Genomic DNA, 13,686 nt, shown 5'->3' with positions numbered 1-13,686 from the left:
CGGGGAACCATCATGTCATTGCGCGAACAGATGTCCTTGCAACGGGCCCAACCGCTGGCGACGGGCAGCGAACCGGCCGGCCCGGCCCATTCGTCGGTGCGCGACGCATACCAGAAGCTGCGCCGCGAAATTCACCTGGCCGTGCTCGAACGTGTCGAGCTCGAGCGCCTGTCGCGGATGCCGCAGGAATCGGTCCGCATGGAGATCGGCCTGCTGATCACGCGCATCCTCGACGAGGAGCGGCTGCCGGCGAACGACATCGAACGGCGGCAGCTCGCGATCGACGTGTACGACGAGATGTTCGGTTTCGGCCCGCTCGAAGCGCTGCTGCGCGACCCGAGCATTTCCGACATCCTCGTGAACACGTACCGGCAGGTCTATGTCGAGCGCTTCGGCCAGCTCGAACTGACCGACGTGACGTTCTACGACGACGCGCACCTGATGAAGGTGATCGAGAAGATCGTGTCGCGCGTCGGGCGCCGCATCGACGAATCGAGCCCGATGGTCGATGCGCGGCTGCCCGACGGCTCGCGCGTGAACGCGATCATCCCGCCGTCCGCGATCGACGGGCCGCTGATGTCGATCCGGCGTTTCGCGGTCAATCCGCTGAAGATGGACGACCTCGTGCGCTACCACAGCCTGACGCCGCCGATGGCCGAGCTGCTCGACGCGCTGTCGCGCGCGAAGGTGAACGTGCTGGTGTCGGGCGGCACCGGCAGCGGCAAGACGACGCTGCTCAACATCCTGTCCGGCTTCATTCCGCGCAACGAGCGGATCGTGACGATCGAGGATGCCGCCGAACTGCAACTGCAGCAGCCGCACGTGCTGCGGCTCGAAACCCGCCCGCCGAATATCGAAGGCAAGGGCGAGATCACGCAGCGCACGCTGGTGCGCAACGCGCTGCGGATGCGCCCGGACCGGATCATCCTCGGCGAAGTGCGCGGTGCCGAAGCGCTCGACATGCTCAACGCGATGAACACCGGCCACGAAGGCTCGCTCGCGACGATCCACGCGAACACCCCGCGCGACGCGCTGACGCGGCTCGAGAACATGGTCAGCGTCTCCGGCCTGACGCTGCCGCCGAAGACGATGCGCCAGCAGATCACATCGGCGATCTCGGTGGTCGTGCAGGCCGCGCGGCTGACCGACGGCAGGCGCAAGATCGTCAGCATCCAGGAGCTCACCGGGATGGAGGGCGACATCATCAACATGCAGGAGATCTTCACGTTCAAGCGCACGGGCGTGGACCGCGACGGTTCGGTACGCGGCCACTTCTGCGCGACGGGCGTGCGGCCGAAGTTCGTCGAGCGGCTGCAGGCGTTCGGCATCAACCTGCCGGATTCGCTGTACGACCCGTCTCAGCGGTACGAGACGAACTGACGACAGGGCGCCGTTCGCTGCCGGGGAGGCTTCATGAACACGATCTTTTACGGTTTTGTGATTCTCACCTTCGTCGCGGTGGTCCTCGCGATCGAAGGCGGTTATCAATGGTGGAACGCGCGGCATGGCGCGGCCGCGCGCCGGATCGAATCGCGCATCCGGGCGATGTCGGCCGGCGGCAACGTGCAGCAGGAACGGCTGTCGATCCTGAAGAAGCGGATGCTCGACGAATCGAAGCCGTTCGACCGGCTGCTGCTGCGCATGCCGCGCGTGCATCGGCTCGATCTCGTGATCCAGCAATCGGGCCTCGACTGGACGCTGCCGAAGCTGATCATGCTCAGCACGGTGTTCGCGGCGTTCGCGTGGCTGGCGCTGAGCTTCGCGACGTTGCCGCAGCTCGCCGCGCTGCCGGTCGCGCTGTTCGCCGGATGCCTGCCGATGATGTACGTGATGCGCTGCCGCGGGAAGCGGATGCGCAAGCTCGAGCGGCAGTTGCCGGACATCTGCGACATGATCGCGCGCGCGCTGCGGTCCGGCCACTCGTTCACGAGCACGCTCGGGATGGTCGGCGACGAGTTTCCCGAGCCGATGGGCGGCGAGTTCCGCGTCACGTTCGACGAGGTCAACTACGGCGTGTCGCTGCACGACGCACTGCTGAACCTCGTCACGCGCGTGCCGGTGCAGGACCTGCGCTACTTCGTGATCGCGGTGCTGATCCAGCGCGAGACGGGCGGCAACCTGGCCGAGCTGCTCGACAGCATCGCCGCGCTGATCCGCGAGCGCTTCAAGCTGTTCGACAAGGTGCGCGTGCTGTCGGCGGAAGGGCGGCTGTCGGCGTGGATTCTCGGGCTGCTGCCGTTCGGCACCGCCGCGGTGATGGCGCTGCTGAACCGCGAATTCCTGTCCGTGCTCTGGGAGGACCCGGCGGGGATCCGGATGGTCGGCACGATGCTGGTGTCGATGCTGTTCGGGCTGATCTGGATCCGCCGTATCGTGCGCATTCGCGTCTGACGCGCGAGCCGTATAACGAACCGTTGCGAGGCTGTCATGCAAAACCTGAGCGTAGTCCAGGCCGTGATGCTGGGCGGCTTGTTCCTCTTCGTGGCCGGCGGCGCGCTCGTCGCGATGCTGCTGTTCGCGCCGCGCAGCATCCAGCGCCGGGTCCGGCAGGCCGGCGGGGCCGGGGCGGGCGCGGCTGGCGTGGCCGGCGCGGCGGGCGCGGGCGACGGCGACGACCTGGCGTCGCGCTGGGTCGCGAAGCTGGTCGAGCTGTCCACGCCGATCTCGAAGCTGTCGGTGCCGAAGGACGGCTGGGAGAATTCGCCGCTGCGCATCCGGCTCATGAATGCCGGCTGGCGCAACCAGAGCGCGGCCGCGCTGTATTTCACCGCGAAGACGGCGCTCGCGCTCGGGCTGCCGTGCGCGGCGCTGCTGGTGCTGATCCCGACGTCGCTCGGCGACGAACACGTGATCCTGTCGGCGATCCTCGTCGCGCTCGCCGGGATCGGCTACTACATTCCGAACATCGTGATGTCGCAGCGGGTCAAGGTGCGCCAGCGCAAGATCTTCGAGGATTTCCCGGACGCGCTCGACCTGCTGACGGTGTGCGTCGAAGCGGGGCTCGGGCTCGATGCGGCGCTGATGAAGGTGAGCGAGGAGCTGCGGTTCAGCAGCGAGGTGGTCGCGAGCGAACTCGACCTGCTGCTGCTCGAGATGCGCTCCGGCTTCACGAAGGAGACGGCGCTGCGCAATCTCGCGCTGCGTACCGGCGTGGAGGACATCGAGTCGTTCTGCGCGATGCTGATCCAGGCCGACCGCTTCGGCACGAGCATCAGCGAATCGCTGCGCGTGCTGTCCGACCTGCTGCGCACGCGGCGGCGGATGCGCGCGGAAGAGCGGGCCGCGAAGATCGCGCTGAAGCTGCTGTTCCCGCTGATCTTCTGCATTTTCCCCGCACTGATGATGGTGCTGCTCGGGCCGGCGATGATCCACGTCTATCGCGTGCTGCTGCCGACGTTCGTGGGCATCGGGCAGTGAGTGACGCAGCGGCGTTGCGCCGGTTGCGTCGATCAAGGTGTTGCGTGCCGGATGACCACCCCCGCCGGCCGGCACGGTAGCAGGCTTCATGGAGGCTCCCTCCCCAGGCGGCGCCGCGAGACAGGTTGACCATAGCGGCGTCAAGGCATCCTGGATCCATGGTCGGCCATGGAACGAGCCGTAGTCCACCGCCTCAGCGGCTGCCCCCTACTGCTAACCTGAATGCCGGCGAAGTTTGCCGGCATCGCGTTGTGCGCTCGAATGAAACGGCACGGCGATGCTGCGCCTGATATTGAACGACGGCAATGATTGGCGGGATTGTTGACTTAGTCGTTCATTGCAATGGCTTCTCGTTCGTTCTTTTGCGCACCGCTGCGCGCCATCCGAAAATCTCCTTGAAATACCCGGCCCGAATTTCTACATTATTGGAAATCATGTCTGCATCGCGGTACTGACGACGCAAACGTTGCACGTGCCGGCAATACAGAACAACAACACTTGAAAATCAAGAGACGGCCCGACAATACGGAAAACAGGCCAGTCACGCACGATCAAGGCCGGGGGAAACATGAACGAGCAAGCAATGGCAAGCAGGCGGCCTGACGCTTCATCCAGCAGACATCCACGGGCCCGCGGCGCCCGCGCGAATCCGCCGCGCACGTTCCCCGGTCCGCTTCCCCCCGATTCCTGACCACCGGCACGCGACCGCGTCCGCAAGACCGTTTCCGCACCGACATCCCGCACGACGAAGCACACGCGAAGCGGCCCGCACCCGGCCGGCGTCGCGTCGCGCGTCGACCGTGCCGGCACGACCATTCGAACGAGGGACCCAGCATGGCCATCGATGTGCCTGTGACACGCCGGACGTTTCTGAAGCTGGCCGGGAGCGGCGCGCTCGTCGCGATCTCGATCACCCATTTGCCGGCGCTGGCGCTCGGCGCCGCCGGGCAGGCAGGCGACGACGCGGCCGGGCCGGGCTGGGCGCCGGTGCCCGGCAAGGCGCGCTGGCGCATCGACGGCATCCCGAAGGTCACGGGCCAGAAGATCTACGCACGCGACTTCAAGTCGCGCGACTTCGTCGGCTGGCCGCAGCAGGAGAACTGGCTCTATGCGTTGCGGTGCGATCGGGTCGACGCCGTGTACGAAGGCTATGACCTCGGGGTGCTGCCGGCCGAATTGCGGCCGATCGCCGTCGTCGACAACGCGCTGCTGAGCGCGCGACGGATTCCGCTGGCCCCCGAGGCCGACCCGATCGCGAACCAGGACATCTACTGGCTTGCGCGCACCGGCCACCCGGCGGATTGCTACGGACAACCGGCCGCGCTGCTGGTGTTCGAGAACTTCGATGTCTATCGTCGCGCGAAGAAGCTGCTCGATTTCAACCGCGGCGTGATCCGTTACGGCGCGCCGGTCACTCGCCCGACGGCCGCGCAGGCCGTGCCGTTTTCCCCCGTGACGATCTACGTGCGTGACGACGAACGCGGCTTCAACTACGTCGACAACTACCAGACCGACAGCAGCGGCAAGCCGACCGCCGAATACCTGAAGCAACGCGAGGAGGCGGTCGCCAACATCGACGCGACGATCGCCCGCAACGCGGCCGCCGGCGCGTGGATCGGCGTGCGCGCGACCGGCAACGAAGGATTCGAGACGCCGGCGATGGACCCGATGTTCATGGAACCGGAAGCGGGGCTCGCATGGTACGACGCGTCCAGCGCGAAAATGAGCCTCGTGCTCGGTACGCAGTCGGCGAACGACGATGCGACCGGCGCGCTCGGGCTGTTCCAGGGTAGCGACGTCGCGGTCAAGGAGGCCCACGTCATCGCATGCTATCCGGGCGGCGGCTTCGGCGGGCGCGACAAGTCCTATTTCCCGCTCTATCTCGCGCTCGCGGCGCCGTTCGCGAAGGGCGCGCTACGCTGGCAACAGTCGCGCTACGAGCAGTTCCAGGTCGGGTTGAAGCGCTGCGAGACGCAGTTTTCCGAATCGCTGTGGTTCAACCGGCGCGGCAAGCTCGAAGCGATCACGTGCGATTTCCTGATGAACGGCGGCGGCAAGAAGAACCTGTCGCCGTACGTCGCGCAGCTCGCCGCGCTGAGCGCGATGAGCTGCTACGAGATTCCGCGCGCGCGCGCGCAGGCGGCCTCGACTTACACGCGGGAAGTGTTCGGCGGATCGCAGCGCGGCTTCGGCGGCCCGCAGGCGTTCATGGCCGTCGAGACGCTGATGGACGAGGCCGCGCGCCGGCTCGGGCTGTCGCCGTTCGCGATCCGTCGCGCCAATTTTCTCGGCGGCACGCCCGGGCTCGGCAAGGGGCGCGCGATCACGGGTGCACCGATCCTGTTCGACCTGCAGCTCGACGCGCTGCTCGACCGGCTCGAACAGCACCCGCTGTGGCGCGAGCGCGAGCGCACCCGCGCGGAACGCGGTGCGCGTCATCTCCGTTACGGCGTTGGGCTCGCGATGGCGAACGAGGCCTACGGCACCTCCGGCGACGGCATGTTCGGGATGGTGCAGATCCTGCCCGACAGCCGGCTGCGCGTGGTCACGCCGTACACCGACATGGGTAACGGCGCGGCCACGACGCTGGGTCTCGCACCGTCCGAATTTCTCGGGCAGAACGCGCAGACGATCGCCATGAGCGAGATCGGGCCGTTCAATGCACTCGGGCTCACGCGTTCGAGCAACCCGTCGGCCAATCCGAAGACGGTGCGCTACACGTACGGTTCGTCGAGCGCCTGTCTCGGCGCATTCCATCAGTACCACGCAGTGAAGGGGGCGGCACAGGCCTTGTTCCTGCAAAGCGTGCTGCCGGCCGCCCGTGCGTGGTGGGGCGTGCCCGTGCGCGCCGAGGACGTGCGCTGGGCCAATGGTGCGCTCGTCGCGAACGGCCTCGCGCCGATTTCGTGGCCGGCGCTGCTCGGCACCATCACGAAGCTGGGCCTGCAGACGGTGGCGGCCGTGCATGCGAGCTATGCCGGCTACTTCTGGAAGGGCACCTATCCGTTCGCGTCGGGCAGTGCGCAAATCGACTACGACTACGTGGCGGTCGGCCTCGATCCCTACTTCCTGACGCCGCTGTACCGCACGCTGCAGGCGCCGCCGGTCGACACGACCCTCTACGGACGCACGACCTACGCGCCATCGGCGTCGCTCGTCGGCGTGTCCGTCGATCCGGCGAACGGGCGCGTGAAGGTCGAGCGCGTGGTGTCGGCGGTGAGCGTCGGGCGGCAACTGTCGCCGGAGCTCGTCGAAGGACAGTCGCAGGGCGCGGTCGCGATGGGGATCGGCAACGTGCTGACCGAGACGTGCCCGCTCGGCCCGGACGGCCCGGGTGGCGGCCGATGGAACCTCGACCGCTACGAGGTGACGCGCCTGCCCGACATTCCCGAGCAGGAGCTGATCGCGCTGCCGCCGCCCGGCAACGATCCCGCGAATGCGCGCGGCATCGCGGAAGCGGTGATGTGCCCGATCGCACCGGCGCTGCTCAATGCGCTGGCGATGGCGACGGGGCGAAGGTTCAGGGTCACGCCGGTCACGCCGGACAAGATTCGGGAGGCACTGCAATGAGCGATCCGGTCCGCATGGTCGTGAACGGCCAGCCCGTCGAGGCCCCCGCCGCCGACGCCGACATGAACCTCATCGACTTCCTGCATGAACGACAGGACCTGACCGGCACGAAGCTGTGCTGCGGCATCGGCGTGTGCCGGGCGTGCACGGTCGGCGTGCGCAACACGCCCGATGCGCCGATGGAAAAGACGCTGTCGTGCTCGACGCCGGTCAGCGCGATGGCCGGCATGCACGTGTACACGATCGAAGGGCTCGCGCAGGACGGCACGCTGTCGCCGCTGCAGCAGAGCTTTCTCGAATCGTTCGCGTTCCAGTGCGGCTACTGCGCGTCGGGATTCCTGATGGCCGCCACCGCGATGCTCGATCATCTGCGCGCGCAGCCGGTGCCCGCCGCCGAGCTGGACGCGATGATCGAGACGTGGGTGGGCGGCAACGTGTGCCGATGCACCGGCTACGTCAAATACATCGAGGCCATCCGCAAGGTGGCGATGCGCTACACGAAGGAGGCGGCATGACGATCAGGACCTGCATCGCGGCGCTGGCGCTGCTGCTGGCCGCTCCCGCCCCGTTTGCCGCGGAAGGCGCCGATGCGTCCCTGCACGAATACGCGCAGCAGTGCACCGACGAAATCGGCGAGATTCCCGCGTTCGACTGCAACAGCGGGACGGACGTGCCGATCACCGTCAACGGCAGCGTGCCCGCGCGGTACGCGGCACACATGACCTGCGATCGCCCGGCGCTGTTGCCGTACGACGCGCCGACCTCCGGGCAATGCACGCCTTACTCGAAGATCCTCGACCTGTCTCACGGCGACACGCAGATCTCGGCGTTTTGCCGTCGCAAGCAGATCCGCGAGAACCGCAGCCCGTATTACGACGAAGTCGACATCGTGCTGCACCACGTGCGCAACGGCAAGACCTGCTGGTTTCATGCGGACAAGGGCGGCACGGGCGGCATGGATGCGTCGCGCGTGCCGCCGCCGAACGAGAAGACCCCGCCGCCCGGTCGGCCGTCGGCCGCGGAATTCTGGTGGAAACCGGCTGCGACCGCGACGAAGCGCTGCGTGTCGTGCCACGATGCGAGCCCGGTCATGTACAGCCCGTGGATCGGGCAGGTATGGAACCGCGTGCCGACCGATCCGTGGGGCAAGTACGTCAATCTCGGGGCCGACTTCGCGTCATGGACGTCGCACGCGATCAGCACGCCCGGTAACACCTGCATCGGCTGCCACCGGATCGGCGACCAGAACAGTTGCAAGATCTACGTGCCGCTCGCCGCCGGGTTGCTGCCGCCGCCGAAAGGCAGCAACCCGCTGGCGAGCCGCTATCCGCTGACGCACTGGATGCCGATCGACAACAACCGCAGCCGCGACGAATGGAACGCGGCCAACGTGAAGTCGGTGAGCGATCTGCTCGCGTGCTGTTCGGCGCGGGGCAAGAACGATCCGATGTGCACCTTTACGCCCGCGGCGCAGGCGGCGAAGTAGGAGGCCGCCGGGCGGCGGAACGTCGTGCCCGTTCACCCGTTCGCGGCCGTCACTGAAAGTGATGCACATACCGCAGCACCATCCGCGTGCCCTGCGGCCGGTTGCGCGCATAGGTCTCGAAGTACGCGTTGAACATCAGATGATCCTGCGGCGAGAAGCTGACCATCGCCCCCGGGCCGATCGCGAACACGGCCTCCCGCGTGCCCGGTACGTCCTGCCCGTTTTCCTTCATGTCGGTGGTCTGGCGCAGCCAGTAGCCGTTGAGCCCCAGCCGCAGGCCGGGGCGCACTTCGTACTCGGTCGCGAAGTTCGCATGGATCGCCTGGCCGGCCTGCGTCGACGTCACGTCCGGGCCGAGCGACGTGGCCGGCTGATGGTTGGTCGCATTCCACAGATAATGCAGCCGCCACGACACGGTCCACTTGGGCGTGAGCCACAGCGTCGCCGCCCAGTACGGATCGAACGACCAGACATGGCTGCCGGGGTTGATCGCGCGCGACGGATCGTACGCGCCGGTCGGCGCGATGAACTGGAATTCCACGCGCTGCGCGAAGCGCGGGCCTTGCGCGCCCATCACCGGGTCGAACTGGATGAACGGGCCGATCAGCAGGTCGCCGAAGCCGGCGCGTGCATTCAGCGCGACGTTGCCGATGCCGTCGTCGGTTCGCGCGGCCGCGATCCACGGCAGGATCACGTCGAGGCCGGGATGCATGCCCGCGAACGTCCGCGGCGACTGATAGACGAGCTGGCTCAGCCCCGCGAACAGGTCGATGTCCTGCTTCGGCAGCCCGACCTTGTTGCCCGCGTTGTCGTTGACGCGGCCGGCCGTGTAGTACTGCAGGTACTGCGTGCCGTACCAGCCGGCACCGGCCGGCGGCATCCCGTCGAGGAAGCTGGTCATGCCGAGGTTGACCGCCGGCAGGTCCGCTGCGCCGGCCGGTGCGCTTGCGGCCATGCCGGCGATCGTGAGGCCTGCGACGACGAGCACGCGAGAGCCGAGTTTCATGTTCATCACCTTCTGTTGGTTTATTGGTATAACTAATCAATCAGCACGAAAAAGATCGGGATGATCGGCGATCGCACGATACTGGCCCGCATGGAACACCAGCGGCGCACGGCCGTTTGCGTCGAACTGTTCGATCTGGCCGATGAAGAGCAGGTGATCGCCGCCTTCGTAATGGCCGACGTTGCGGCACACGAAGCGCGCGCTCGCGCCGTCGAGGCAGGGCACGCCGCCGGTTTCCGAATCGACGTGAAGCACGCCGTCGAACTTGTCGGCGCGGGGCGTCGCGAAGCGGCGCGACAGGTCGATCTGGTCGTGCGCGAGGATGTTGATCGCGAAATGGGTGGCCGCGACGAAATCCGGGCGGCTCGGCGCGACCTTGCGCAGGCTCCACAGCACGAGCGGCGGATCGAGCGACAGCGACGAGAACGAATTGGCGGTGAGGCCCACCTTGCGTCCGTCGGCCGCGCACGTGGTGATCACGGTCACGCCGGTCGGGAATTGCCCGAACGCGGCGCGCAACTGCAGCGGGTCGAGCGCCGGGCGATCGGTAGCGGTCGTTTCCATGTCGGTCACTCCGTGCGTGCGCTGTGTTCGCGGATCATCGCTGCGCAGGCCGACGGCTCGAACCACCACGGCGAGAACCGGCGCGGATCGTCAAAGCCGTCGACGATCGCCGCGGCGAGCGACGGCAACTGGCCGGCCGCACCGAGCAGTTCGAGGATGTGCGGCGGTGGCGGCGTGAGCAGCGAGTTGGTCCAGCGCACGACGTGCTGCGCATACGCCCAGTAGCCTTCGAAGGTCTGATGCATCCAGTCTTCGCCGAACGGCGCGGCATCGCGTGCGACGATCGCATCGAAATACGCCTTCGCGCATTTCGCGGCGTTGTTCGATCCCTGGCCGGTGATCGGATCGTTGACGACCACCGCATCGGCCATCCCGAACACCGTGCGGCCCGACGGCAGCCGGAAGAACGGCTTGCGCACCGTCGGCGTGAAGCGTCCGGCGAGCGTGCCGTTCGGATCGGTGAGCTCGACGTCGCGGCAGCGCTCGAATTCCCACGGTACGTACTGCTGCAGGAACGACAGGCTGCGGTCCAGATGCTGCTCGGGCGTCTTCACGTCGGCCCAGCAGTCGAGCGGGCCGCCCGGAATGCCTTCGAACACCATGATTTCGCAGGGGCCCGTCGTGGTCAGCGCGGGGAACACGAAATACTCGCCGATGCCCGGCAGCAGGTTGAAGCGCACGCGCGAATACGGCTGGCTCGGCGTCATCCCTTTCACATAGGTGAGGGCCAGCGCGCGTTGCGGGCGGTCGAACGCGCTGCGTGCAGCGTCGCGGCCGAGCAGGTTGACGATCTCGCCCTTGCCGGCCGCGAGCAGCACGAGGTCGTGGCTGCGCGCCAGTTCTTCGAGTTCGGGCACGCCGACGTCGGCAATGCGCGCGTCCGCGCCCCGGCGCTTCACGCCGTCGAGCCAGTCGGCCATCTTCACGCGCTGGTCGACCGATTGCGCATAGCGCGTCAGCCGCGACGACCAGTCGATCACCTTGCGGCCGTTGCCGTCCGGATGCGGCACCGCGATGCCGATCCCTTCGACGGACGGGCACGCTTCCTCCCACGCGTTCAGGCCGAGATCGCGCTCGATCTGCAATGACGTGTGGAACATGCACTGGCTCGACATGACCTTGCCGGTGCGGATCTGCTCGGCGTCGCGGTTGGTCGCGAGCGTGACGTGGTAACCCTGGTCGAGCAGGGCGAAGGCGAGTTGCAGGCCGGACTGGCCGGCGCCGACGATGGCGATGCGTCTCATGAGTATGTCCTTGGTTGGCCGGATGCCGGCCGGGATGGAAATGATGGCGGGATGCGGCGGCGAGGAACGGTCACTCCGCGAGACGCGGAATGGCCGGCACCGCCTGTTCGGGGCCCATCGCGGCATAGCCGCCATCCACCGCGTAGTCGGCGCCGGTCACGAAGCTCGCCGCGTCGCTGCACAGGAACGTCACGACCTGCGCGACCTCGGACGGATCGCCGACCCGGCCGAGCAGGTGGAACGGCGCGGCGACGCGATCGGTCTTCGCACGGTCGCCGTGCGTCAGCTCGTCCATCACGCGCGACCACGTCCAGCCCGGCGACACCGAATTGACGCGAATGCGGTCGGGCGCGAGATCCATCGCCATGCTGCGCGTGAGCTGGCGGATCGCCGCCTTGGATGTCGGGTACAGCCAGCGGCCGGTTTGCGCGCACTGCGCCGAGATCGAGCTGAAGTTCACGATCGCGCCGCCGCCGCGCCGGACCATCTGCGGATGCACGGCCTTGGCGAGCATCGCCGCCGACACGACGTTGACGTCCATCGCGGCGAGCCAGTCGTTGCGGGTTGCCTGGATGCCGTTGTCGACGTAGCTGCACGCGAGGTTGACGAGCACGTCGATCGCGCCGAACCGCTCGACGATGGCCGCGACCGCATGCTCGATCGCGCGATCGTCGGTGATGTCGAGCGCGACGAACATCGCCCGTTCGCCGAGCGAGTCGGCCACGCGCGCGCCGTTCTCCGCATCGAGATCGAGGATCGCGACGCACGCACCGGCGCGGCTCAGGTCCTGCGCGACCGCGGCGCCGATCAGCGTGGCGCCGCCGGTGACGATCGCGACTTTGCCAGCAAGGGCAGTCATGGGGTGTCTCCGGAAATCGTTGGGTGAGGGAGTGGGCGCGTCAATGCGCGCCGGTCGATGGTTCGCTGTCCTGCCAGCGGCGCATCAGGCCGTTCGACGGCACGGTTTCGTCGAGCAGCTTGCGGGCCGTTTCGACGCCCGCGACCGGCAGGCCGGCCGGATCGAGCAGGCCGATCTGCACGAGCACGCTCGCCTGGTCCCAGTAGATGTGCTCGTGATAGAGCTTGTCGCCGCGAAACTTGACGATCGCGACGAGCGGAATCTCGACGCGCTTGCCGGTCGGCGCGACGCCCGGCAGCATCCAGTCGATCTCGGTGGTGTGCGTGAAGCAGAACAGCAGCTCGTCGACGATCTGGCTCGCGCCGACCGTGCGCGAGATCGGCGTGATCGTCGTGTCCGGCGGATTCGCGTGCACGAAATGATGCGTGTAGAAGCGCTTGAGCTCGTCGTAGCCGACGCCGCCCGTCAGCGTCGGAATATGGTTGACGTACGGTTCGGCGACCATCGTCGCCATCGTGGCATCGACGTTGCGCGTGTCGAATTCGTGTCGGAGATGCGCTTCCCACAGTGTGGACAGGTCGTAGTGCGGGCCGAGCGCGGGACGGAACGCGGCAATCGCGCGCTGATGGGCCATGCTCGCGGCGGCCTTGTCGAAATGATCGCCGCCGGCGCGCGCGAACGCGTGATCGACACCCGGATACACATATACTTCGACGCCGTCGCGCCCGGCCAGCGCATCGGCGATGCGCTGCTGCGCGTCCGGCGGGCAGAAGCGATCCTGTCCCGCGATCTGCAGCACGAGCCGGCCGTGCAGGTGCGACGCCTCGTCGAGCGCCTGCTCGATGCCCACGCCGTAGTAGCTGACGGCTGCGGCCACGTCCGGCAGCCGGCACGCGGCGAGATACGCGAGCTTGCCGCCGAGACAGTAGCCGAGCACGCCGGCTTCGCCCGTGCATTCGGGCAGCCGCTTGAGCACGTCCAGCGCGGCGCCGATGTCCTCGACACCCTTGTTCTCGTCGTATTCGCGGTAAAGGGCCATCGCGCGTTCCACGTCGGCGGCCGAGTAACCGAGTTCGATCCCCGGCGCCTGGCGCCAGAACAGGTCGGGCACGAGCACCGTATAGCCTTCCTCCGCGTAGTAGTCGGCCGCTTCCCGCATCGTCGCGTTCGCGCCGAAGATCTCGTGGCACAGCACGATGCCGGGCCCGGTGCCGCCGGCCGGCGTGCTCAGGTATGCGCGAAACGTGCCGCCGTCCGGCGACGGAATCTCGATGTGACGTCCTTGCATATGTCCCTCCATTCCAGTTCTTTGCTGCGACGGGCCCAGTATTGGCGGACGAAATGGGCACTTCTATCCGCTTTCTTCGGCCGGTATCCGCGAATTCCGGAAACCTGTTGCACCGGCCGCCGCGCGTGGGCAGGCGCGCGGCTGACTGCGGGTATGTGCGGATGCGGAAGCCCCGCACAGTTTTCTACGATGCGCGAACGGTCCGCTTCTTGCGTCATGTGGGCGGGACTCGCGTGCTTGGGCGTCCGGACT

Annotated in this window: 11 protein-coding genes; 6 read left to right on the top strand and 5 right to left on the bottom strand. The window is 67.4% G+C overall.

The annotated features are described in order from the left end of the window. Window positions 1–12: 12 nt before the first annotated feature. From CFB43_RS35450 to CFB43_RS35425, 6 genes are all read left to right on the top strand, one after another. Complete coding sequence (locus CFB43_RS35450; protein WP_089498732.1) at window positions 13–1,380, top strand: CpaF family protein; 1,368 nt, start codon at window positions 13–15, stop codon at window positions 1,378–1,380. Window positions 1,381–1,413: 33 nt separating this feature from the next. Next, a complete protein-coding gene (locus tag CFB43_RS35445; RefSeq protein WP_089498731.1) occupies window positions 1,414–2,391 on the top strand; it encodes a type II secretion system F family protein in 978 nt (325 codons plus the stop codon). A gap of 36 nt (window positions 2,392–2,427) precedes the next feature. Next, a complete protein-coding gene (locus tag CFB43_RS35440; protein ID WP_089498730.1) occupies window positions 2,428–3,417 on the top strand; it encodes a type II secretion system F family protein in 990 nt (329 codons plus the stop codon). Between the two features lie 834 nt (window positions 3,418–4,251). Continuing rightward, window positions 4,252–6,987: a xanthine dehydrogenase family protein molybdopterin-binding subunit gene (locus CFB43_RS35435; RefSeq protein ID WP_089498729.1), complete on the top strand. Its 2,736-nt coding sequence runs from the start codon at window positions 4,252–4,254 to the stop codon at window positions 6,985–6,987. Beyond that, complete coding sequence (locus CFB43_RS35430; protein ID WP_089444303.1) at window positions 6,984–7,502, top strand: (2Fe-2S)-binding protein; 519 nt, start codon at window positions 6,984–6,986, stop codon at window positions 7,500–7,502. Before CFB43_RS35435 ends, CFB43_RS35430 begins: the two co-directional genes overlap by 4 nt. Then, window positions 7,499–8,473: a hypothetical protein gene (locus CFB43_RS35425; protein WP_089498728.1), complete on the top strand. Its 975-nt coding sequence runs from the start codon at window positions 7,499–7,501 to the stop codon at window positions 8,471–8,473. The genes CFB43_RS35430 and CFB43_RS35425 overlap by 4 nt, the downstream gene beginning before the upstream one ends. A gap of 49 nt (window positions 8,474–8,522) precedes the next feature. Here the strand turns inward: CFB43_RS35425 and CFB43_RS35420 are convergent, their stop codons facing one another. The 5 genes from CFB43_RS35420 to CFB43_RS35400 all read right to left on the bottom strand — a co-directional run bounded on the left by CFB43_RS35420 (window position 8,523) and on the right by CFB43_RS35400 (window position 13,434). After that, the gene (locus tag CFB43_RS35420; RefSeq protein WP_089499063.1) at window positions 8,523–9,479 is read right to left on the bottom strand and encodes a SphA family protein; all 957 of its coding nucleotides are present in this window, start codon (window positions 9,477–9,479) and stop codon (window positions 8,523–8,525) included. 36 nt (window positions 9,480–9,515) lie between these two features. After that, window positions 9,516–10,043 carry a flavin reductase family protein gene (locus CFB43_RS35415; RefSeq protein ID WP_089498727.1) on the bottom strand — a complete coding sequence of 176 codons (528 nt, stop codon included), beginning with the start codon at window positions 10,041–10,043 and terminating at the stop codon, window positions 9,516–9,518. A gap of 5 nt (window positions 10,044–10,048) precedes the next feature. After that, window positions 10,049–11,287, bottom strand: a complete 1,239-nt coding sequence (locus CFB43_RS35410) for a styrene monooxygenase/indole monooxygenase family protein (protein ID WP_089498726.1) — start codon at window positions 11,285–11,287, stop codon at window positions 10,049–10,051. A gap of 70 nt (window positions 11,288–11,357) precedes the next feature. Next, complete coding sequence (locus tag CFB43_RS35405; RefSeq protein WP_089429707.1) at window positions 11,358–12,146, bottom strand: SDR family oxidoreductase; 789 nt, start codon at window positions 12,144–12,146, stop codon at window positions 11,358–11,360. Window positions 12,147–12,186: 40 nt separating this feature from the next. Beyond that, window positions 12,187–13,434, bottom strand: coding sequence for a dienelactone hydrolase family protein (locus tag CFB43_RS35400; protein WP_089498725.1), 1,248 nt, complete (start codon window positions 13,432–13,434; stop codon window positions 12,187–12,189). Window positions 13,435–13,686: the final 252 nt, after the last annotated feature.

Source organism: Burkholderia sp. AU15512, assembly GCF_002223325.1.
GTDB lineage: Bacteria > Pseudomonadota > Gammaproteobacteria > Burkholderiales > Burkholderiaceae > Burkholderia.
Note: the sequence above shows the minus strand (reverse complement) of the source record. Positions and strands in the feature narration are given on the sequence as shown.